Origin of the sequence: Priestia endophytica, assembly GCF_026790145.1 — a bacterium.
Taxonomy (GTDB): domain Bacteria; phylum Bacillota; class Bacilli; order Bacillales; family Bacillaceae_H; genus Bacillus_I; species Bacillus_I endophytica_A.
Genome location: NZ_JALAMS010000038.1, coordinates 16363 through 39471, shown reverse-complemented (window position 1 = coordinate 39471; position 23109 = coordinate 16363). Strand labels below are relative to the sequence as shown.

The 23109-nt window shown below is 36.3% G+C and carries 17 protein-coding genes; 13 read left to right on the top strand and 4 right to left on the bottom strand.

Annotation, left to right across the window (positions count from 1 at the left end):
• Nucleotides 1-134 precede the first annotated feature (134 nt).
• Nucleotides 135-1490 carry a cation:dicarboxylate symporter family transporter gene (locus MOC86_RS22255; protein ID WP_268586169.1) on the top strand — a complete coding sequence of 452 codons (1356 nt, stop codon included), beginning with the start codon at nt 135-137 and terminating at the stop codon, nt 1488-1490.
• A 143-nt stretch (nt 1491-1633) separates the two neighbouring features.
• Nucleotides 1634-2671, top strand: a complete 1038-nt coding sequence (locus MOC86_RS22250; RefSeq protein WP_268586168.1) for a polysaccharide pyruvyl transferase family protein — start codon at nt 1634-1636, stop codon at nt 2669-2671.
• A gap of 49 nt (nt 2672-2720) precedes the next feature.
• Here MOC86_RS22250 and MOC86_RS22245 read toward each other — a convergent pair whose 3' ends face one another.
• Both MOC86_RS22245 and MOC86_RS22240 read right to left on the bottom strand, forming a co-directional pair.
• Nucleotides 2721-4109, bottom strand: coding sequence for an NCS1 family transporter (locus MOC86_RS22245; RefSeq protein ID WP_268586167.1), 1389 nt, complete (start codon nt 4107-4109; stop codon nt 2721-2723).
• Between the two features lie 233 nt (nt 4110-4342).
• The gene (locus MOC86_RS22240; protein ID WP_268586166.1) at nt 4343-5971 is read right to left on the bottom strand and encodes a PucR family transcriptional regulator; all 1629 of its coding nucleotides are present in this window, start codon (nt 5969-5971) and stop codon (nt 4343-4345) included.
• A 215-nt stretch (nt 5972-6186) separates the two neighbouring features.
• On the opposite strand from MOC86_RS22240, the gene allC reads away from it, so the two are divergent.
• The 10 genes from allC to MOC86_RS22190 all read left to right on the top strand — a co-directional run bounded on the left by allC (nt 6187) and on the right by MOC86_RS22190 (nt 19783).
• A complete protein-coding gene (gene allC, locus MOC86_RS22235; protein ID WP_419146670.1) occupies nt 6187-7434 on the top strand; it encodes an allantoate deiminase in 1248 nt (415 codons plus the stop codon).
• 12 nt (nt 7435-7446) lie between these two features.
• A complete protein-coding gene (locus MOC86_RS22230; protein ID WP_268586165.1) occupies nt 7447-8718 on the top strand; it encodes a pyridoxal-phosphate-dependent aminotransferase family protein in 1272 nt (423 codons plus the stop codon).
• Nucleotides 8719-8850: 132 nt separating this feature from the next.
• Entirely contained in the window at nt 8851-10191 is a 1341-nt protein-coding gene (locus tag MOC86_RS22225) for a uracil/xanthine transporter (RefSeq protein WP_268586164.1), read from the top strand.
• Between the two features lie 13 nt (nt 10192-10204).
• The gene (locus tag MOC86_RS22220; protein WP_268586163.1) at nt 10205-11419 is read left to right on the top strand and encodes an amidase; all 1215 of its coding nucleotides are present in this window, start codon (nt 10205-10207) and stop codon (nt 11417-11419) included.
• A complete protein-coding gene (locus MOC86_RS22215) occupies nt 11416-12291 on the top strand; it encodes a fumarylacetoacetate hydrolase family protein (RefSeq protein WP_268586162.1) in 876 nt (291 codons plus the stop codon). The genes MOC86_RS22220 and MOC86_RS22215 overlap by 4 nt, the downstream gene beginning before the upstream one ends.
• Before the next feature lie 28 nt (nt 12292-12319).
• Nucleotides 12320-13690 carry an allantoinase gene (locus MOC86_RS22210; RefSeq protein ID WP_268586161.1) on the top strand — a complete coding sequence of 457 codons (1371 nt, stop codon included), beginning with the start codon at nt 12320-12322 and terminating at the stop codon, nt 13688-13690.
• Between the two features lie 421 nt (nt 13691-14111).
• Nucleotides 14112-16802, top strand: a complete 2691-nt coding sequence (locus MOC86_RS22205; RefSeq protein WP_268586160.1) for a right-handed parallel beta-helix repeat-containing protein — start codon at nt 14112-14114, stop codon at nt 16800-16802.
• A 170-nt stretch (nt 16803-16972) separates the two neighbouring features.
• Nucleotides 16973-18259, top strand: coding sequence for an aminotransferase class I/II-fold pyridoxal phosphate-dependent enzyme (locus MOC86_RS22200; RefSeq protein WP_268586159.1), 1287 nt, complete (start codon nt 16973-16975; stop codon nt 18257-18259).
• Between the two features lie 140 nt (nt 18260-18399).
• Nucleotides 18400-19281: a helix-turn-helix transcriptional regulator gene (locus tag MOC86_RS22195; RefSeq protein WP_268586158.1), complete on the top strand. Its 882-nt coding sequence runs from the start codon at nt 18400-18402 to the stop codon at nt 19279-19281.
• 145 nt (nt 19282-19426) lie between these two features.
• Nucleotides 19427-19783 carry a hypothetical protein gene (locus MOC86_RS22190; protein ID WP_268586157.1) on the top strand — a complete coding sequence of 119 codons (357 nt, stop codon included), beginning with the start codon at nt 19427-19429 and terminating at the stop codon, nt 19781-19783.
• Nucleotides 19784-19809: 26 nt separating this feature from the next.
• Here the strand turns inward: MOC86_RS22190 and MOC86_RS22185 are convergent, their stop codons facing one another.
• On the bottom strand, nt 19810-21507 hold the full coding sequence (locus MOC86_RS22185) for an EAL and GGDEF domain-containing protein (protein WP_268586156.1): 1698 nt from the start codon (nt 21505-21507) through the stop codon (nt 19810-19812).
• 14 nt (nt 21508-21521) lie between these two features.
• Nucleotides 21522-21911: a PAS domain-containing protein gene (locus MOC86_RS22180; RefSeq protein ID WP_268586155.1), complete on the bottom strand. Its 390-nt coding sequence runs from the start codon at nt 21909-21911 to the stop codon at nt 21522-21524.
• 356 nt (nt 21912-22267) lie between these two features.
• Here MOC86_RS22180 and MOC86_RS22175 point away from each other — a divergent pair, with 356 nt between their 5' ends.
• Nucleotides 22268-23062, top strand: a complete 795-nt coding sequence (locus MOC86_RS22175; RefSeq protein ID WP_268586154.1) for a YwqG family protein — start codon at nt 22268-22270, stop codon at nt 23060-23062.
• The last annotated feature ends 47 nt before the right edge of the window (nt 23063-23109 follow it).

Sequence of the window (23109 nt, the reverse complement as noted above, 5' to 3'; positions counted from 1 at the left end):
AACTTTTGGTTAATAAGTACAATGACGTTCTCTTTTTTCTATATTACAATGTTAATTAATATAACATAAGATGTAACTTAAAGTTATTTATCGGAATATTCAATTATATGTAGTGTAGGGGAAGGGGAAATATAATGGGGGAAACGAAGAAAGAGATAAAAAAAGAACCTTTTTATAAAGGGATCTTCTTTCAAATTGTTGTTGCTATTATTTTAGGAACAGTTGTTGGGTATCTGTGGCCAAGCGTTGGGGGTGCTCTTCAACCAGTTGGAGAGGGATTTATTAAGCTTATTAAAATGATTATTGCGCCACTCATTTTTGGGGTAGTTGTTGTCGGGATTGCTAAAGTAGGCAACATCAAAACCGTTGGAAGAATCGGAGGGAAGACACTTCTCTACTTTGAGGTTGTTACAACGTTTGCTTTAATTATTGGGGTTGTTGTAGCAAACATGATGAATCCAGGTTCAACAATGAATGTAGATCCTTTAACATTAAGTACAGCAACTGTTGAAGAGAAAACAAACGGTTCAGATCTTCCGAGTGAAGGTGAGTTTTTTCTGAATATGATTCCAGATAGTGCTGTTGGAGCTTTTGCGAATAACTCTATGCTTCAGGTTCTATTAATTTCATGTTTGTTTGGAATTGCTCTTGTGCATATTGGGGGGAAAACGTCGGAAGTTTTGCTTGGTGTACTAGAAAAAGTAAACAACGTTCTCTTCAAAATTATGAGTTATATTATTAAACTAACAGCACTAGCAACTTTTAGTGCAATGGCATTTGCAGTAAGTCAATATGGGATTGGGACACTTGCTTCATTTGGCAAACTGTTTGTTGCGATGACAGTTGCTTGTCTCTTATTTATTCTAGTATTAGCTGTTATTGTTCGGATAATGATTGGACTCAGTTTGTGGAAAATCATTGTATATATAAAAGAAGAGATTTTACTTGCTTTTGCGACAGGATCCACAGAAGCCGTTATGCCACAATTGATGGATAAATTTGAACAAGCAGGATGTAATAAGGCTGTAGTTGGCTTAGTTGTCCCAACAGGTTACTCTTTTAATTTGGATGGGGCTTCAATTTACTTATCTATCGCCCTTGTCTTTTTAGCTCAAGCAACAGGAGTTGACTTAAGTCTTGGAGAGCAGCTACTTATGTTAGGGATCTTACTTTTAACTTCTAAAGGAATGGCTGGAATTCCGGGATCTGCTTTTGTTGCCCTTTCTGCAACAGCCGCTGCGATGGGATCTATCCCAGTTGCCGCTGTTGCCCTGATGCTAGCGCCAGATCGTTTTATGGGAAACTATCGAACAACAGTTAACATTATTGGTTATGCTGTAGCTACGTTTATTATCTCAAGCTGGGAGAAGTTGCTTGATAAAGAGCAGGCACGAGCAATGCTTGAAGGTGAGCTTGTGTACGAACCAAAAAATGTGGAGATAGAAGAGGATTTTGATGAAGTCACAACATCTAGCAAAACTGTATCATAAACAACAAAAAAAGGTGCCTCTAAACAAGGCATCTTTTTTATTTTGGATAAACTTGGTGAGTATGCAGAGGTATATTTTATTTTTTTCAAGGGTATAGGAAAGGTACCAACTTAAACCTAGAAAAGTGAAGGAGGACCATAACAATGAGCAAACAAACAATTCTAAATAAAGAATTACCAAAAGGGATCGGGCCAAATGTAAGCCCAGAAGCTTTTACAAACGATAAACGAAAAGTCTTTCTCTTTGGTTCTCCAAGTTATACAAATATAGGAGACCAAGCAATTGCTTATTCAGAAGAGAAATTTATAAGAAATCACTATCCTTACTATGAGTATATTGAAATTATGGACTATGCAACAGATGAAGGAATCAAAATTGTAAAAGAAATTATTAGTGAAGATGATATTGTTTGTTTTACAGGTGGCGGAAATCTTGGGAACTTGTATCTCGATATTGAGGAAGATCGAAGAAAAGTAATTTCAACTTTCAAAGATTACAAGACGCTCTCCTTTGCCCAATCTGTTTACTTTGAAGAAACAGAGGAAGGAGATAAGGAGAAAAAGAAAACCCAAGATGCTTATCATCAAAACTGTCATTTAACAATTGGAACGAGAGAACAGCTGACGCTTGAATATGTGAAAGATACATTTGATTCTGAAGTGATGTATACACCTGATATGGTATTATCGTTAGATATTGAGCCTCAAGAACTTGAGCGAGAAGGAGTTCTCTTTATTCTAGGAGAAGATAAAGAAAAGGTAACAGAAGAGAAGTTTATTTCTGAGTTAAGAGAGTGGATAGAACAGGAAAAAGGGAAACGTACTGGGCGTACAGATACAGTGCTACACGATATTGATGTTATTGATTACAAGGACCGAGAAGATCAATTTATGAAGATGCTAAATCGCATCGGATCAAGCGAGTTAATTGTTACAGATCGTCTGCATGCAATGATCTTCTCGATTATTACAAAAACACCTTGTGTTGTATTTGGTAACAGCTATGGAAAAGCGAAACACTCTTATCGAGACTGGCTTGAAGCATTGAACTTTATTGAGTATACAGATCAAAAAGATATTAATAAACTCGAAGAAATGATTGATCGTCTACTCCAAGCAGAGCCAAATGACATTGACTTAAAAGAAGATTTTAGACCTTTACGCGCCTATTTTAAAAAATAAAAAGCTGCATAAAAAAGCGTGAGGAAAGAACTCCTCACGCTTTTTTGATTTACTCAAAAATAGTACCTTTTTTGAATTTAGAATTTTTGAAGGTGAACTTCATAAGAAGAAGGTATGAAACGCCTCCGACAACAACACCGATAATCCATCCGAGATCAACTTCTATGAAGGCTGCTAAAGCTCCTGCTAGCATTGCAATTAAAGCACATGGATTAACACCTGAAAACGGTCCATCTTTTTTATATAAATCATCAACATTTACTTTTTGTTTTCTTAATATATAATACTCTACTAAAAGAATAGAAACGATAGGGCCCAGGAATGCTGAATAGATGAGAACAAACAGATTGAGTCCGTTTGCAGAAGAATCTTGAACAAGAACCCATGGAAATGAACAAAGTGCAAGCAATCCAGTTACAATAACAGCTGCTTTGTATTTCATTTTCGTTAACAAAGTAATCACGTATGTTGGCGGAACAATATTTGCAACCATATTAACTGCCACAGCTCCAATCACAATAAAAGCAGATACCCCAACAGTAATATAAGGATTGTCTACAACAACGGCAAAAGCTTTGACTGGATTTGAAATACCAGTTGCTGAAGCAAGCATAACGCCAATTGTTAGCACAAAACCATAAGCAATAGTAATAGGAGAGAAATATAACAAACCACGTTTCTTATTGCTTATACCTGTTTTTAACTCTCGAGAGTAGTCGCCAGCGCTTAAGAAAATGGCCGCGTAGTTACCGAGGAAAACCATAATAAAAGCGAAAAATGGAAGTCCCCATGTTCCTTCTGTATGAACCCACTTTTCTGTAATCACATCTTTGTAAGAAGTGAGAAGGATACTAAATACATAGAGGAGAGCGAGCATAATGACAATAGAGGCGAGTGTTTCAACCCATTTAATGGCATGAAATCCGTAAAGAGAGAGAACGATTTGTAGAAGTTGTAGGGCAATAAAACATACTACAATATTATCAACAGATCCTCCTGTCAGGGCTTTTACAATTTCATTGAGCGCAGTACCACCAATCCAGCTTTGAAATCCGTACCAAATAATAGCTGGAATTCCTCTCAAGAGAGAAGAAATGATGGAACCTTTTACTCCAAATGACATTCGAAGCTGCATGACATAAGGAATGCCTGTTTTATAGCCGAATCGATCGTTCAAAGCGAAAAAGGTGGAGATAATCCCAATTGCAATGGCCGCTGCCACAAATGTTTGGAAGATGTTGAGTGTCGCCGTTCCTGCTACAACTAAGCTTGCACCAAGCGTCATATTACCAAGATTTACTCCGTCACCAATCCACATGAACATATAAGATAGAGGACTAACAGGCCGTTCCTTTTTTGGAAGAAGTGACTCATCAATCTTCAGGGTGTCTTTTGTACTTTGTTCTTCTACGACTGGATTTGCTAAATTTGTAGACACTATTATTCAGCTCCTTTTCATAAAGTTCTCTATGTAGTTAATTGTTTTGACTTTAGACGTTAAGAAAAATGACATGTATAAAGTTTATAAGATGAAAAAAGAGATGTCATTGGTATATTTGTGAATTTTCTGAAAATGTTTTGTGCAATATGACAAATTATTTTAGTAGAAAAGCAAGCGTAAAAAAGCCAAACATCTCTTACTAGAATGTTTGGCTGTACATATTATAGTGTCTATACATGAATGGTTTCTCCTTGACCTTGAATCAATGCTTTAATTCGAAAGGCGAGGCGCAAACGGAGTGTTTCATCAGGTTCCTTTAAGCTTCTTCCTATAAGTTCTTCACATTTTTCAAGGCGATAAATCACAGTATTTCTGTGTACATATAAACGCTTTGCTGTTTCAGAAAGTTGACAATGAGTTTCCAAATAAACAGAAAGGGTGTGGAGTAAGACGTCATGATCTTTTTTCGCTCCATCAAAAAAAGGCTGAAATGTATCACTGTAGAATTTTTTTAATTGCTCATATGGAACCATGCGCAAAATTTCAGGAACTTCTTTCGGTTGATATGTCTCAATAAAGCCTTCTTGTCCTGATAGCTGTCCATAATATAGTGTGTCATTTGCTTCTTTGTATGAAATAGGAACATGTAAAAGCTGTTGAGCATAATTGCTAAGTCCAAAACAAAGGTCTTTTTTGAAACGGGTTGAGACCTTAACTTGAAGTTTTCTCAGCAAATCGAGAATAAACTGATCCATCTGAACTTGTTTGCTCTTTAAAGGAAAAAGTAAAACATAAGCTCCATTTACTGTGAAAAAATGAATGGTCTGAGAAAAGCGCTGTAATTCAGCTTCGATTGTGTCATAAATAAGCTCATAATCTTGTCTGTGTTGTGAAAATGAAGTTTCTTTATGACGTTCAATTGTTTTTCCTACTGCACAAACATAGCGTTGCTCATTTTCTAATCCGAATTCTTTTCCTCGGCTAAGGATTTCTTGTGATGTTGTAAAGCTCCCATTAATAAAATTGTTAAAAAACTCGTTGTGAAGGCGGCGTTCGTTTTGTTTTAAGGCATTTTCTTTCATTAGCTCAAAAGCTATAACATTAATAGCTTGTTCAATTGTAAGAACAGTAGAACGATCTGTTGGATGGATCTCCCCAAAAACACATAAGTAGCTGTATTGCTTGTGTGTATGGACAGGAAAAAGAGTTAGCGTAATTTTATCTGCACCAAGAAGTGAAAAAGTGAAAGGTGTTTGTTGAAAAATATCGTTCTCAACTAAAATAGTTTCTAATTTTTCATAGATAGAAGAATCATGGTTTGAATTTGTAATAGGTTGTAAATGGTGATTTAGTAAAACAACTTGAAAATGAATGAGTGATGATAAACTTTGCAAAATTTTATGTACGTTTTGTCCACTCATAATTTGATTTGTAAACTGCTGGTGCGTCATCATTGCATTTCGAAGTTCAGTTGTACGAATGTCGAGTATATAATTTAGAGACTTATGAACAATATCCCCTAGTGAAGTATGCATAGGAAGTTCCAAAAGCGGAAAGTTGAGCTGTTGAGCTAATTCAATGGCTTGGAGTGGGATTTCTTGTAAGAAACGCTTTGTTTTAATTCCTAAGCCTGAGCAACCTTTCTTTTTCATCTCTTCAATAAGGGTAATAAGAGAGTGAAGGTCATCCTTAAAATGAAAAGCAGTAGTAATAAGAAGTTCATCTTTTTTGAGAAAATGGATAATATCAGGGGCATCCATCATATTAACAGTGTTTACCTCATAATTTATATTCTTCTCTCCAGCTCGTATAATCGTGCCTTCAAATACTGATAAATCTAACAATTCGCTTAATTTCATAAAACTCAGTTCTCCTTTTGTAGGATATTTAAAAGTTTAGGACAAGAAAGATAAGATTTTAGTTAATATGCATAAAGAAATGACTGAATATTCTACAATTATGTCAATGATTTTAGCAGGTATCTATTTTAAAATCAATATATATTACAAACAATGTTAGGAAAAGTAACGAATGGAATATAAGCAAGGTTTTTTGTGAGAGAGGAGGGATATGCTTGGTAATGGAGGAAAAGAAAAAGCTCACACTAGCACAGCAAACAGCTGAGATGGTGGAATGGTTAGCTTCATTTGGAGACAGTGGAAGCGGTGGAGTGACACGACTTCTTTATTCTGAGAGCTGGAAACTTGCTCAAGAGGCGCTCAAAGGACGAATGGAGGAGGCTTCTTTGCATGCTTACTATGATGATGCTGGAAACCTCTTTGGAAGGCTAGAAGGTAGCGAAAAAGAAGGGCGTGCAATTCTTACAGGCTCTCATATTGATACGGTCGTAAATGGAGGGAAATACGACGGAGCATACGGAATTATTGCGGGATTTCTTGCACTCAAATATTTATATGAACACTACGGTCGTCCGAAAAAAACAATTGAAGTTGTTTCACTATGTGAGGAAGAAGGAAGTCGATTTCCAATGACCTACTGGGGGTCAGGAAGTATTACAGGACTAAGATCGCTTGATGACGTTTATTTATTAAAAAATCAAGAAGGTACTTCATTTATAGAAGAAATGGAAAAGTTAGGATTTGGGAAGGGAAAGTATCAGCATCCAGGAAGTGCTCATTTTGATTGTTTTATTGAATTGCATATTGAGCAAGGGGAAGTGCTAGAACGAGAAAACAAAGCCATTGGAGTTGTGTCTCATATTGTTGGGCAGCGCCGATACAATGTAACAGTCAACGGTGAAAGTAACCATGCTGGAACAACCCCAATGAAGTGGCGCAAGGATGCAATGAACACGGCTTCAGCACTTATTCAAGTCCTAATGGAGAAGTCGAAAAGAATGCCTGCTGATCTTGTTGTAACAGTGGGTCAAATGATTGTTGAGCCAAATATACCAAATGTTATCCCAAATAAGGTAACATTCAGTATTGATATTCGTCATAGTGACAGTGATATTATTCAATCATTCTGTCAGGAGGCATTTGAAAGCTTTGAAGGTCTAGCGAGAGAAAGGGGCACATCATTAGACATTCACAAGTGGATGGATGAGCAGCCTATTAAAATGTGTGAAAACCTTAACGAACTTTCAACAACAATCCTTCAAACAGAAGGCACTTCATTTAAAGAAATGACTAGTGGAGCTGGACATGATTCGCAGGTTTTCGGACAATTCATCCCAACCTCGCTTTTGTTCGTTCCAAGTCATAAAGGAATAAGTCATTCACCGCACGAATTTACTAAAACAGAAGATTTAGAAAAGGGAATAAATCTTTTAATCAAAATATTGCACAAGTTAGCTTATTAAGGAGGAAAAAGGATGGTAAGTTTTCAAGAAATAAATTCACCTTTACGAACAATTATGACACCAGGTCCTGTAGAAGTTGATCCAAGAGTTCTACGTGCAATGAGCAACCCAATCCTTGGGCAATTTGATCCTGCTTTTACAACGATGATGAACGAAACAATGGAAATGCTTCGAGGAGTATTCCAAACGAAAAATAAGTGGGCATTTCCAATTGATGGAACATCTAGATCAGGACTTGAGGCTGTGTTATGCAGTGTTTTAGAGCCTGGTGATAAAGTTTTAATTCCGATATTTGGTAGATTTGGTCATCTTTTAACAGAAATTGCTGAGCGCAACGGAGCAGACATTCATTTGATGGAATGTGAGTGGGGCACAGTATTTGATCAAGAAGAGATCATTAATGAAGTAAAACGAGTGAAACCAAAAGTACTTGCTGTTGTTCATGGTGAAACGTCAACAGGATGTATGCAGCCGTTAGATAAAGTTGGTCCTGCTTGTCGAGAGCTTGGCGTGTTAACAATCGTAGATGCTGTTGCAACAATTGGTGGAACAGAAGTTAAAGTTGATGAGTGGCAGCTTGATGCTGTTATTGGCGGAACACAAAAGTGTCTTTCTGTACCGTCAGGAATGGCTCCTATTACTTACAATGAGCGAGTTGAAGAAATTCTTGCTCGTCGTAAAAAAGTTGAAAAAGGTGTTGCAACAGATCAGGATCGCGTCAATGCTCAGCATCCGATTCGAAGCAATTATTTTGACTTAAGCCAGCTTCAAGATTACTGGGGACCACGTCGTCTTAATCACCATACAGAAGCAACATCAATGCTATATGCTTTGCGTGAAGGAGTGCGCATTGTTCTTCAAGAAGGTTTAAAAGAAAGATTCTCACGTCACCGTTTCCATGAGAGAGCACTTATTGAAGGAATTAAAGCAATGGGTTTAACGTTATTTAATGAAGGAGCTCAAAAATTACCGATGGTAACATGTGTAAACATCCCAGAAGGCGTTGATAGCGAAAAAGTTAGAACAATGCTTCTTGAACAATTCGGAATTGAAATTGCTAGTTCGTTTGGGCCGCTACACGGCAAGATTTGGAGAATTGGAGCAATGGGCTACAGCTGCCGCAAAGAAAATATTTTATTTGTTTTATCAGCGCTCGAAGCATCCCTTATTCGTAATGGAGCAAAAATTCAAGTTGGCAGAGGACTTCAAGCAGCGCTAGATGTGTATGAAGCAGGAAGCCTTCAAGAAAAAGAGAATGGAAAAGAGAGCACAGTAATAAAGTAAAGAAGATGCTGATGTGATTTTTAGAAAAAGATTCCGGAGGCTCCGGAATCTTTTTGCGCACTATAGCCGATACAGATAAAGAGAAAAATAGATAAATAGATCCCATTCCTTACACATATAGAAGGTGAGTTTATGAGAGAGTTTCTTAGTATAAAAGGGTGGCTTGCAGGTTTGCAATGGCTCTTTTTTATTTTTACCAACACAGTTGTTATTCCGATTACAGTTGGAGCAGCTTTTCAGCTTTCCCATGAAACGCTTGTTTCATTAGTTCAATGTTCCTTTTTGTTTACGGGTCTAGCTTGTATTTTACAAGCTTTCTTAGGACATAAGCGTTCGATTATGGAAGGACAATCAGGGTTATGGTGGGGAGTTATTTTAAGCCTTTGTTATGGAGCTACTGAGAGCGGTATGTCTCTAGCAACTATTGGAGGAAGTTTAAGTGTTGGAATCATCATTTCAGGAATTATTACAATTGTTATTGGGTTGAGCGGCCTATCAGGGTATTTGTCCCGTTTATTTAACAATGGTGTTATGGCTGTTTTTCTTTTTTTATTAGCTTGCCGTCTCAATACAATGTTCCTTCAAGGAATGCTAGGTATTCCATTTGGCAAAGGTGACGGAGAAGCACATATCGATGTACCAGTTCTTTTATTGTCAGTAGCCGTTGTTGCTTTTGTGATTATCCTTAGTATAAAGGCCCGCCCTTCCTTTGCTAAATATTCCTTACTTATTGGCATTATTGTTGGGTGGATTTCGTTTAATATTTTATTTGGGGAAAAAGCGGCTGTAGAGGTTTCAGAAGGAGTAAGTATAAAACTTTTTCCACTTGGTTCTCCTAGTTTTGATATTGGCATTATTTTAACAGCTGTTATTGCAGGTCTCATCAATACATCCAACACATTCGGAGCTCTAAAAGGAACCGATGAAATTTATAAAAAAGAGGCGACAAATGGAGAATATAGGGGCTCATTTACAATTAGCGGCGTGTTAGGCATTTGTTCTGGATTATTTGGCTTGGTTCCCTTCGCGCCATATGTCTCTTCTATTGGATTCCTTCAGCAAACAAAAATTGTTGAACGACTTCCTTTTCTGATTGGAGGAGCACTGTTTACTTTGATGGGGGCCGTTCCATACGTAGGAAACATGATGGCTAAGCTTCCTCTTAGTGTAGGTAGTGCCGTTTTGCTTGTGACATATTTACGGTTGCTCCATTCTTCTTTTAACTATTTTATTACAATCACGTTTACGCCAGAAAATGTGTATCGATTAAGCATTCCTTTTTTTATTGGTATAGGTTTAATGACGTTTCCTGCTTCTTATTTTGAAACAGTGCCAAGTATTTTAAGACCGCTTGCTAGCAATGGTTTACTCGTGGGAATTTTATTATCTCTTTTATTAGAAAATATAAAACTTTCAAAACGAAATATAAAAAAAGAAGCTTCAGTAGAAGAAGAGAGAAGATATAAAGGATAATGAGGAGGAGCTTATGATAAAAGATCAATGGAATGCTTTTTTTAATCAGAATGTAGCAATTGCCCCAACAGGGAAAGGCAGCTTGGATGGCTTGGTTTTTTCTGTGAAAGATGTCTTTGCCATTCAACATTATCAAAGCAGTGCAGGAAATCCTACATGGCTTCGTACACATGAGGAATCTAAAAGAAATGCAGTGGCAATTGACATGTTGCTTAATCAAGGTGCAAAGCTGCGTGGAACCACTCATACAGATGAATTGATGTACAGTTTAAACGGTGAGAATTTCCATTATGGTACACCTATTAACCCGAAAGCTCCAGATCGCATTCCTGGAGGTTCTTCAAGTGGATCAGCTGTTTCTGTTGCGGCTCAAACAGTTGATTTTTCTCTAGGAACCGATACTGGAGGGTCTGTCCGCATTCCGTCTTCTTATTGTGGTATTTATGGGTTCAGACCAACACATGGAGCTGTGCCGATAGAAGGGGTTATTCCACTTGCTAAAAGCTATGACACAGTAGGATGGATGGCAAATAGCATTGACTTATTACTTGAAATTGGACGTGTGCTGCTTCCTCAATTTAAAGAAGACGGAGATTTTACAAACATTGAGTTTGCAGAAGAGGCGTGGGAACTCCTTGAGGGAGAAACAAAAGCTGCTTTTTCTCCCTTTTTAAAGTTGTTAGAAGAGGAAAGTGAAAACAGCAGGTGGCAAAGAATTTCACAAGAAGGTTTAGCAGAGTGGTCAAGTGTCTTTAGAACAATTCAAGGAATCGAAATTTGGAAAGAGCATGAGCAATGGATTAAGAAAGAAAATCCAACCTTTGGGCCAGGAATCTCTGAACGATTCAGTTGGACAAGTACATTGAAAAAAGAACAAAATGAAGATGCTTATAAGCTAAGAGAGAAAATAACGAACGAGCTTACACATTTACTCGGAGAAGATGGAATACTTGTAATCCCAACAGCCCCTGGTGGAGCACCCCTCCTTAATCTTCAAGGAGAAGCAGCTGAAAAGTATAGAGCGAAAACAATGAGCTTATCGTGTATTGCTGGTTTAGCTCGTCTCCCACAAGTGACGCTTCCAGTTGTTGAAGTGAACGGAATACCTATTGGATTATCTCTTATTGCAAATAAAAACCAAGACTTGAAACTATTACGCTGGTCTCAGCGCTTTCTAAGAAAAATAGACCAAAGCTTCGTAACAAGCAAAAGAGGTGAAAATGTATGAAATTAGCTGCTTTAAGTATAGACGGAAAAGAAACGATAGCCTTCACTCATGACAATCGTTTTGTTTCTATTGAGACTATTAATGAAATGGAAGGTACGTGCTTTGAAGAAGACTTCGTCTCTTTACTAAGAGAAGGACAATTCAGCGAGCTTTGCACATGGTATAAAACAGAAGGAAAACAAAAGCTAATCGCTTTTCCTTCTATAAAAGAAGAAGCGATTGAAATCGCCCTTTGTAAAAATCCTAGTACTGTTTTAGGCGTTGGAATGAACTACGTAGAAAAAGCAATTGAGCTTTCTGGTAACCTTCCGGAAGAAGAGCCCGTAATGTTCACAAAACCAAGCTCTACCCTTGTTGGTCCAAATCAATCTATTTTACTTCCTGTTCAATCAAAAGAAGTGACAGCAGAAGGAGAGCTTGCTATTGTAATCGGAAAACAATGCAAAAATGTAAAACAAGAAGATGCAAAGGAGTTTATTGCGGGTTTTACAACGGCATTAGATGTTACAGCAAAAGATATTCATGGGAAAAATCCTCGCTATCTGCAACGTTCTAAAAGTTTTGATACATTTTGTAGCATTGGGAACTCCCTTGTGACTTTAGATGAGTTTTCTTCCCTTCGTGCAATTAAAGTAGAAACGGTGTTAAATGGAGAAGTTCGATATAGCAACACAGTCTCAAATATGATGTACGAGCCACTTTGGCTTCTTGAGTTTTTTTCAAGTATCATGACGCTTAATCCTGGCGATATAATTTTGACAGGAACACCAGGTTCTGTCCTTATTAATGAGAAAGACGTTGTAGAATGTCGAGTTACAGAATTGGCACCGTTAAAAAATGATGTACGAGCGGGTTTGTTACTTGCAAAATAAATAAGAAGCTAGAGAAGGAGAGAAGTTTATGAGCTTGTATGATGTTGTAATTCGAAATGGAAACGTTGTTCTCCCAACAGGTGTTGTTAAAACAGATATTGGGGTTAAAGACGGGAAAGTTGCTGCGATTGAAAAAAATCTCCAACATCAAGGAGAACAAGAATGGAATGCAGAACATCAATATATTTTTCCAGGTATGATTGATGTTCATGTACATTTCAGCGAGCCTGGAAGAGAACACTGGGAAGGGTTTCATACAGGTTCCATGATGATGGCTGCTGGAGGGTGCACAACTTATTTCGATATGCCTCTAAATGGCATTCCATCTACTGTAAATAAAGAAGCATTAGACGAAAAGGCAAGGATAGGAAATGAGAAGTCTGTTGTAGATTTTGGTCTGTGGGGAGGACTTGTTCCTGGAAATGAGGAAGATTTAAAGCCTCTTGCAGAATCAGGTGTAATTGGGTTTAAAGCCTTTCTTTCTACAACAGGTAACAAAGAGTTTGAAGCTGTTGATGATATTACACTGCTAGATGGAATGAAACAGATTGCTCGCCTCGGAAAAGTACTTGCTCTTCATTCTGAGAGTGCAAGTATGACAAACTGGTTGAAAAAAGAAAAAGAGAACGAAGGAAAATATAGTGCTGATGACTACTTAGAAACTCGTCCAATTGCAGCGGAGGTTGAGGCAGTAGAACGTGCTATCTATTATGCAGAGCTTACAAATTGTCCTCTTCATTTTGTTCACATTAGTTCAGCAAAAGCAATGGAAAAGATCCAAGAAGCAAAAGAAAAGGGAATGAACATTACTGTTGAAACGTGTCCCCACTATTTATTGTTTCATCATGGACACTTAAGAGAGCTTGGAGCTGTTGCAAAATGTGCACCGCCTTTAAGAGAAGATCATGAAAGACGAAAGCTTATCGAGCTTTTGAAGAGCGATCGATTTGATATGATTTCATCTGATCATTCACCATGTCCATATGACTTAAAAGATCCTAATGTTCATAACCTCTTTGAAGCATGGGGCGGAATTAGTGGGGGGCAGTTTTCTCTTCTCTCTTCTATTGAGCTTTCTTTAGCACACAATATTCCATTTGAAAAAGTAGCAAAGTGGACTGCCTCAAATCCTGCTGAAAGGTTTGGAATCTCCGATCGAAAAGGGCATATTGCCAAAGGAGCAGATGCAGATTTTGCTTTTGTTACATTAGATGAATCATATACTGTTACGGCAGAAAACTATTATGCTAAGCATAAAGAAAGCCTATATATAGGTCACACGTTCCCATGTAAAGTAGTAGGAACTATGAATAGAGGAAAGCTTGTGTTCAAAGATGGGGAAATAGACAAACAAGCAGACCAAAAGTGGCTGAAACCTCAAAACAGTCTCTATGTTTAATAGTCTTTTAAAACTCCTATGCTTTTAGTAGCATATGGAGTTTTTTTCTTTAATTCGAATTTTTTATAGTTCCCAACTAAGAAGCAGAGTGAGATAAAGTAAGTTACCTAAAAACATTAAGGCTAGTTTATCTTGAATAAATTCATCTAAGTTGTTCCTGATTATGTGGGCTATCATCTTGCTAAAAAGTAATAGAAGAAAAACGTAAAGCATATATTCATATAAAAGGGATTCTTAAAAAGAGTCCCTTTTTACTATCTCAAAAAGTTACATGTAACCTTATAGGAAGCAGAATCCTTTTGCTTCTTTAGGTTTCCTTATAACAGAAAACTGGAATTTTTTTGAAGTTAAAAGGTGTTTGTTATTTGTTTACCATGATAGAATATGAGTAAATTCAGAACAGAAGAACGGATGGTGAGAGATGTTTAATAGGAAGACGTTAACCGTTTCACAGAGGATATTTTCAAAATATAAGACAATTGGAGAAGCACTAAAAAATGCTGAACATGGGGCGAAAATCTTAGTAGAGCCTGGAATGTACCGTGAGAGTTTGATTATTGATCGTAACGTAGAAATTATTGGAAAAGGATCACCGCAAGAAGTGTTGATTTACAGTGAGAATGAGTCACCAATTATTGTACAAACAGAGCTTGCTACTATTAAGGGGATAACAATCCATCAAAGAGGAAAATACGACAATCTTAATGACTATTATGCAATCGAAATTCCAACAGGATCGATTCATATTAAAGATTGTATTGTGCGTTCTGACGTTGGAGGAGGTATACGAATTTATAATAAGCATACAGCCCCTATTATTAATAACTGTTTGATACATGATGTCCAAGGGATTGGTATTTTTGTTACAGAGGAGGCAACTCCCATTATCATTCGGGGAAAAATCTATGCGAATAAAGAAAACGGACTCCTAATAGATAAGAAAGCATCGGGCATTATCGAAGACTGTGAGATTTATCACAATGATTTTGCAAATGTGTGGATTGGGAGTGAGGGAGATCCTTTAATAAAAAACTGCAAAATTTATAATGGAAGAGAAAGTGGTATATGGATTACAGAAAAAGGAAGAGGAATTATTGACGACTGTGCCATATACGGAAACACCTATTCAAACGTTTGTATAGTTCATGAAGGGAATCCAGTTGTTCGGAAATGTCATATTTACGAAAGTAGTCAAAATGGGGTTTGGGTAACAGAGAGTGGAAAAGGAACGTTGCAGGGCTGTGAGATTTATCGCAATAAATACCCAAACGTAGGCGTTACAAATAGCGGAAATCCAATAATAATGAGCTGCAAAATCTATGATGGTGAAAGCTGTGGCGTGTGGGTCTCTAAAAAAGGAGAAGGATCTTTTTCAAATAGTGAGATTTATAATAACAGAGCTTCTAACATCGACATTTCACATGAAGGAGATCCATCTATTGAAGGCTGCACTATTTATAGAAGTATGCAAAGTGGTATATGGGTTTCATTAAAAGGTTACGGAACGATAGAAAACTGTAAAATTTATAGTAATACATATTCTAACGTTGGTATTACTCATGAAGGAAGTCCTATTATACGAGCTTCTCACATATACGATGGAGCTCAAAACGGTATATGGATTAAAGAGAAAGGGAGAGGTGTAATCGAAAAAAGTTATATTTACAATAATAGCTTTGCAAACGTAAAAATTGTGACAGAAGGAGATCCTGTTATAAGAAGCTGCCATATTTATAATGGGAAGGAAAGTGGAGTATGGGTTGAAGAAAAAGGGCTCGGAATTATTGAAGGCTGCCATATTTATGGGCATATGTATACAAATGCAGGTGCTGCCCAAGGTGGGAATCCTATTTTTAAAAACTGCAGAATTTATGAAGGCAAGCAGCATGGAGTATGGGTAACAGAAAGTGGACTTGGAATTTTCATGGACTGTGAAATTTACCGTCATCGTTTCTCAAATGTTGCTATTGCAGACAAAGCAAATCCTGTTATTGAAGGTTGTCATCTTTATGAAGCTGAACAGAACGGTGTATGGGTAAAAGAAGGTGGCTTAGGGTTAATTGAAAACTGTCAAATTCATCATAACGGTTATCAGAATGTCAAGATTATGAGTGAAGGAAATCCTCTTATTCGGAGCTGTGATATTCATCATGCTAAAAATTGGGGGATATGGGCAACGGAGAAAGGAAACGGAACAATTGAGAATTGTCGCCTTTATTCAAACGAAAAGAATAACATTATTATCTCAGAAGATAGCAAGACAAAAATTATAGGTGAGAAAAGTGAGTTAATATCTCTTAAATTTGAAAAGATTTTAAATGAGCTGGACAATTTAATTGGTATGAATAATGTAAAAGAACAAATTAAAAGAATGATTCATTATATCCAGAAGTTCGGACCAGACGCTGAATTAAAGGCTGAGCATACTGTTTTGTATGGAAATCCTGGGACAGGAAAAAATACGATAGCAGGGCTGCTTGGGAACCTCTATAAAACAATGGGTGTATTAGAAAAGGGACACATCGTAAAAGTGAGCAGAGAAGAGCTTGTTGGCTTATCTATTGATACAACAGTTGAAAAAATGGAGAAGAAAATGAATGAAGCAATGGGCGGCATTCTTCTCATTGACGAAGTATCTTTCTTTGAACATAAAAAAACACCAAACGATCTTGGACTTGAAGCTCTTAACGTTCTTTTAAGAGAACTAAAAGATAAGGAAGGCAAATTTATTGTGATTATTGCGGGATCCGAAGAAGAAGTAAAGAAATTTTTCTTCCTAAATCCTAGTTGGAATAGTCTGTTTTCTAGGCATCTTTATTTTCAAGAATATACTCCTTTTGAGCTTATGGAGATTAGCGAGAGATTTCTATATGAAAAAGGATATATCATTGATGCAGGTGCTTATAACTTTCTGCTTTCTTATTACATTCAAAAATATGAGAATCGTAATTCCTATTTTGAAAGTGCAGCTTTTGCTCGGTATATTGGAGAACAAGCTATGAAAAGTGCAGATTGTCGTCTAGCAAAATTATTGCGTGCTGAACATGTACCACCAAGTGAAAAAGTTGTAACCTTTCTTGATCTCCAATCAGTATGTAGGGAAGAAGAGTGATTTTGGGGATAATTAACTTAAATGTAGACAATTATTCTAAATAGAGAAAAAATATAAGTGTTCAACTTGAAAAAAACAGGATTATATAAAACAAAATGCAAATTATCTGATAGTATATTAGTGTACAAAGGTGAACTTAATAGAAGACCACAAAACAGGAGGCAATCAGCTTGAGTAACTTTAATAGTTTAGCAGTTTCTGAATTAGAAGCATTACAAACAGAATTGAAAGAAAAATATGAAGAGTACAAAAGCCAAAATCTAAATCTAGATATGTCTAGAGGAAAGCCTTGTACTGAACAGCTTGATCTTTCTTTAGAAATGCTTGATACTGTAACATCTAATAGCAGTTTAAAAACATCGGATGGTGTTGATACGCGTAACTACGGAGGTCTTGAAGGAATTCCTGAGGCAAAAGAATTTTTTGCGAGCATTCTTGAAGTAAATCCTAAAAATGTGATCATTGGTGGAAATTCAAGTCTAACAATGATGCATGATACAGTTTCAAGAGCAATGTTTCACGGCGTATATGGAAGTGAAGTTCCTTGGATTAAATTACCAACTGTAAAATTCTTATGCCCAAGTCCAGGATATGACCGTCATTTTGCTATTTGTGAACTATTCAATATCGAAATGATTGTAATCGATATGCTAGAAGATGGACCAGACATGGACCAAGTTGAAAAGCTTGTCGGAGAAGATGAAACTATTAAAGGCATGTGGTGCGTGCCAAAGTATAGTAACCCTGATGGTATTACGTATTCAAATGAAGTTGTAGAAAGACTTGCAAACATGAAAACAAAAGCAAGAGACTTTAGACTTTTCTGGGATAATGCATATGCAATTCATCATCTAACAGATACTCCTGATGAACTTAAAAATATTTTCACAGCTTGTGAAGAAGCAGGAAACCCTGATCGTGTGATTATGTTTGGTTCAACATCAAAGGTAACATTCCCAGGTTCTGGTGTTGCTATGATGGCAGCAAGTGAAAATAACTTGGATTTCTTCCGTAAACAAATGTTTGTTCAAACAATTGGTCCTGATAAAATTAATCAGCTTCGCCATGTAAAGTTCTTTAAGAATACAGACAATCTAAAAGCACACATGGAGAAACATGCAAGCATTATTAAACCAAAGTTTGATAGAGTGCTTCAACTGTTAAATGAAGAACTTGGTGATAAAGGCATTGCTTCATGGAAAGAGCCTAATGGTGGTTATTTTATTAGCTTGAATACATTAGAAGGATGCGCTAAGAAGACTGTTCAACTAGCTGCTGAAGCAGGTGTGAAATTAACAGGAGCTGGTGCAACATATCCGTATGGCAAAGATCCAAAAGACCGCAATATTCGTCTTGCTCCAACATTCCCATCTCTTGAAGAACTATCAAAAGCAATTGAAATCTTCTGCCTTTGCGTTCAGGTGGTGAGCGTTGAAAAGCTTTTAGCACAGAAATAAAAATAGATGTTTTATAAGAAGCTCTTTTGTCTTCCTGTTGTAAAAGGAAAACAAAAGAGCTTCTTTTGTTTGATATCGCAAAAAATATCAAAAATATTGAAAATGTATGTGTTAAATTATGGATAGAAGGGGGAGGGGAGATGCACCAGGAATATGTAAAAGAAGTTCACAGCATTATTCAATATATTGAAGATAACATTATGAGCGAGCACCTCTCAGATAATATCGTAAAAGAGCTAAAATATTCCCCTTTTCACTTTCATCGTATCTTTCAACGGATTGTAGGCATGAGCGTTAGCACCTATATAAAGAAACGAAAGATGACGTATGCTGCAAGTGATTTGATGAGGGAGCAAGAGCGCATCTTAGATATTGCTTTTAAATATTGCTTTTCTTCACAGGAGGCTTTTACACGAGCATTTCAAAAAATGTATGGAATGAGCCCTGGAAAGTACCGGAAATATGCTCAGAAGTTAATGATGAAAAGGGAGGAAAAGAGAGTGGATTACAATTTACCAAAAGGATGGGTGCCAGCAGGGACACATCTTCAATATTACGATATGGGAGTCGATTATAAGCAAGTTCATGAGGGAAAAGCATCAGGTTATATTACAGGAGAAGAGGGAAGTAATGTTGGGTTCGCAACAATGGGACAAACGTTTAAAGCAACCAAATATAGAGGGGAACGAGTACGTTTTTCAGGATTCTTGAAAACGGAAAATGTCAATAATGGTGCAATGCTTTGGATGAGAGTGGATGGGGAGAACGGAGAAACAGTAAATTTTGATAATATGGAAAATCGTCCTGTTAAAGGAACAACAAACTGGAATCAGTATGAAGTTGTACTTGATATTCCAGAGAGCAGTATTGGGATTGCCTTTGGAATGATGCTTGCTGGAGAAGGAAAAGCATGGGTAGACAGCCTTGCTTTTGAAGTTGTCGATAAAAACGTACCAGTGACAGCTGCAAGTATTGGAGAGTCTATTCCCGAGGAGCCAGTAAATTTAACATTTGAACTGTAAAGATAGAAAAGCTGCATCCTAAGCAGCTTTTCTATGTATATAGCAAGGAAATGCGCATATATATTTCTTTTAAGAATAGAAATGTGTATAATATAAAACGTAATGGTTACGATTTATGTCTATTTCTAGATAAGAGGTGATGATAGTGAACGAAAAAGGTTTGCAACTTCTTGCAAAAGGAATTATTGCGCGTTTGCCTCAGCAAAAGAGAATGATGTATCAATATATTGAAAGCATGGAAGACCAGCTTGCAGCAAAATGTGAGACAAAAGAACAATTTTTATTTTCACTTGTTGAAGAAGCACCTTATGAACAAGGAGCTAAATTATTTGGAATGAGCTTAGATGAATTTACACTTATAATGAAGGAAATTGAAGACGAAATTAATAATAAGCTTGATCAAAAATTAAAGAATTGCAAGTGGATTGATTATACAGATAAGATACAACTACATAATAAAAAGCATCTAGGAGGAACCAAATTTTTCTTACTTACAATGTAAAAAAGAGCTGTAGTGACAGCTCTTTTTTAATGCCTCTTAACAAGCATCTTTTGAACTTCATGAGATGATAAAGGATGACTAAAATAGTAGCCTTGACCAATATGACAGTGGTTTTTACAGAGAAATGAAGATTGATCTTCATATTCAATTCCTTCTGCGACAACATAAAAATCGAGATTGCGACCCATATCAATGATTGTTTTGATAATGGCTGAGGTTCGGTTTGTAGAATTTAAATTTCTGACAAAAGATTGGTCAATCTTTAAGCTGTTAATAGGAAGTTGATATAAGACGCTTAAAGAGGAATATCCTGTTCCAAAGTCATCAATGGCAATTGAAACACCTAGAGCTCGGAGTTTTTTAATAGAGTGTTTTAGACATGCTAAGTCTTGAAGAATACTTTCTGTAATTTCAAGCTCCAAGTACTTTGGGTTAAGTCCTGTTTTTTGTAGAATTTGATTCACAGAAGAGACAAAGTCAAACTGCTGCAGTTGCTTGACAGATACATTTACGGCAATACGAAATGGTTCATATCCTTCATCTTGCCATTGTTTATTTTGCTGGCATGCTTGCTCAAGTACCCATTTCCCAAGGGGGAGAATTAAATTAGTCTCTTCTGCTAAGGGAATAAATTCTCCAGGAGAAATAGGTCCGTATGTTGGATGGTTCCATCGCAGCAAAGCTTCTAGTCCCACAATCTTTTTAGTTTCTAAATCAAATTGTGGTTGGTAGTTAAGATGAAGTTCTTCACATTTGATTGCCTTTCGTAAATCCTTTTCTAAAATTGATTTGCGTTTGTTTTGTTCTTTTAGCTTATTTGTGAACAATTGATAGTTGTTTTTTCCCTTCTTTTTAGCGAGGTACATCGCATTGTCTGCATTTTTTATGACCGTTTCTTTAGATGCTCCATCGCTTGGATATAAGCTAATACCAATTGAAAAAGTTGTGTAAATCTCTTCATCACTTAGTATGAAAGGTATGGAAAAACTGTTAATAATTTTTTGAGCGATTTCAACAGCCTCTTCTTGTGAGCTCTTTCTCAACACAATAATAAATTCATCTCCAGCATAGCGAGAAATAATATGATCACGTTCAACAAGCTCACTTATTCGTTCAGCAACAGCCCGAAGCAGTTCATCTCCTGTTTTGTGCCCAAACGTATCGTTTACAGACTTAAAACGATCCAAGTCTAAAAATAAAAAGGCTACTTCTTCATCTGTATTTTTCAAAAGCTTTTCAAGGGATTTATATAGACCGTTTCGATTTAGTATCCCTGTTAAAAGATCATAGTAGGCAAGGTGGTAGATTTCTTCTTGGGCTTTTTTCTGAGGGGTAATATCTGTTCGAATAGAAACATATTCATATGGCTTTCCTTGTCCATTTAGAAAAGGCACAATTGTCGTATCGACCCAATAATAAGAGCCATCTTTTGCTTTATTCTTTATTTCACCTTTCCATACTTTTTTCTTAGTAATGGTTCTCCACATGTCTACAAAAAACTCTCTAGGATGGTGATGGGAATTTAAGATGTTGTGGTTTTTTCCAATAAGCTCTTCGCGACTGTACTTAGATATCTTACAAAAGGTATCATTAACATATGTGATAGTTCCTTTAGAATCTGTAATGCCAACGATAGAAGATTGATCAAGGGCATACTTCATACTTTTTAATTCTGCATTTTTAGCAGAAAGTTCATTTAGTGTATAATCTAATGATTTTTCCATTGTTCTTTGCTCCGTTATGTTATGTTATGTTCAAGTGAAACAATTTCAGTTAAATGATTATTTTCATCAAAGAAAGGGATGGCAATTGTATCAACCCAGTAATAAGATCCGTCTTTCGCTTTGTTTTTCATTTGACCTTTCCAATTTTTGCCCCTCTTTAAGGTTTCAAGAATATCTTGATAATATGAACGAGGGTAGTAACCAGAATAGATAATGTCGTATGTTTGGCCAATAAGTTCTGTTTTTGTAAACTTAGAAATAGAGCAAAACTCTTCATTTACATACGTAATTCGGCCTGTCCCATCCATCTTACATAAAATACAGTCATCGAGATTTGTTTTAGTCTCTTCTATTTTAATAGGATTCCGGCTAGTCTTCGCGATGAAACGTTCAGCTTGCTTCAATTTCCATTGCTCCTTACATTTATATATTTCAGTTTCTATACTTTCTCATCATATATCATTAATTAAGTCTTCAAATTGATGAGTAAGGAAGAGGACAGCATGTAGAATAAAAGAATTTAACTCTGTAAATAAAACAATAAAAAGATTATATTTACATTATTAGCTAAGAAATGTTAAGTATTGTAGAATCTAGGTCATCCTCTTAAATAGTATAAAATATTTGTGAAGAAGTAAAAAAGAGAAGATTTGTTTAATAAAACTAAATATTTTAACTGAAAAGAGGAAAGTTCTATTTCTTTGAAACTTCTATTTTTTTATAAACATTTTCCATTATACTTAAAGAAAGGATGTTTTCTATGAATAATAAAATAAAACTTCCCCAATTGTTAGAATCTCATCGCAAGGAGATTGAAAATACATTAAAGCCTGTTGTTCGAATAGAAGGAAAGAAAGGGATAACGTCTCTTTGGCAAAGTAAATTTAGAGGAAAGCCATACTTGCCAAAAGAGATAGAACATCCAAAAGGAAAGGATGGTACATATCTTACATTAGCTGCTCAAATTAATTTTGAAGAGGTGCCACAAATGCCAGGATTCCCGACAAAAGGGATTCTTCAATTTTATATTGATAGTACTGATGATTTGCTTGGAGCAAACTTTGAAGATGAAACAGATCAAGCTCAGTTTCGAATTCTTTATCATGAACATGTGTCAGAAAATCTTGAAAATATTGTGACAGATTTTAGCTATCTTGATGATGTTGATACAACATATTTTCCTTTATCGTATGAAGCGGTTCTTTCTTTTACACCAGATATTGAGCCTGTCTCAGAACGTGATTATCGGGTAGAAGAGCTATCCCTTGATTTATATGAAGAAATAGAGGATGGGGTAGAACTTTGGGAACTATACGCCGAAAATACAGAAGTAACAGGAAGTAAAATAGGAGGCTATCCTTTCTTTACACAAGAAGATCCAAGAGCATATGAGCAAAAGTATAGAGAACACAACATTTTGCTTCTTCAAATTGATACAGATACAGAGCTCGATATTATGTGGGGAGATAGCGGTGTATGTAATTTTTTTATTAGAAAAGAGGATTTAGAAAAGAGAGATTTCTCAAACGTGATGTATAACTGGGACTGCTATTAAAACACCTTTTTAAGAGGTGTTTTTCTTTTTGTATGATGAATATTTTT

Bases quoted from the DNA above. Each gene is read 5' to 3' on its own strand.
- MOC86_RS22255 (WP_268586169.1), top strand. From the start codon at position 135: ATGGGGGAAACGAAGAAAGAGATAAAAAAAGAACCTTTTTATAAAGGG.
- MOC86_RS22250 (WP_268586168.1), top strand. From the start codon at position 1,634: ATGAGCAAACAAACAATTCTAAATAAAGAATTACCAAAAGGGATCGGG.
- MOC86_RS22240 (WP_268586166.1), bottom strand. From the start codon at position 5,971: ATGAAATTAAGCGAATTGTTAGATTTATCAGTATTTGAAGGCACGATT.
- MOC86_RS22230 (WP_268586165.1), top strand. From the start codon at position 7,447: ATGGTAAGTTTTCAAGAAATAAATTCACCTTTACGAACAATTATGACA.
- MOC86_RS22225 (WP_268586164.1), top strand. From the start codon at position 8,851: ATGAGAGAGTTTCTTAGTATAAAAGGGTGGCTTGCAGGTTTGCAATGG.
- MOC86_RS22220 (WP_268586163.1), top strand. From the start codon at position 10,205: ATGATAAAAGATCAATGGAATGCTTTTTTTAATCAGAATGTAGCAATT.
- MOC86_RS22215 (WP_268586162.1), top strand. From the start codon at position 11,416: ATGAAATTAGCTGCTTTAAGTATAGACGGAAAAGAAACGATAGCCTTC.
- MOC86_RS22210 (WP_268586161.1), top strand. From the start codon at position 12,320: ATGAGCTTGTATGATGTTGTAATTCGAAATGGAAACGTTGTTCTCCCA.
- MOC86_RS22205 (WP_268586160.1), top strand. From the start codon at position 14,112: ATGTTTAATAGGAAGACGTTAACCGTTTCACAGAGGATATTTTCAAAA.
- MOC86_RS22195 (WP_268586158.1), top strand. From the start codon at position 18,400: ATGCACCAGGAATATGTAAAAGAAGTTCACAGCATTATTCAATATATT.
- MOC86_RS22185 (WP_268586156.1), bottom strand. From the start codon at position 21,507: ATGGAAAAATCATTAGATTATACACTAAATGAACTTTCTGCTAAAAAT.
- MOC86_RS22175 (WP_268586154.1), top strand. From the start codon at position 22,268: ATGAATAATAAAATAAAACTTCCCCAATTGTTAGAATCTCATCGCAAG.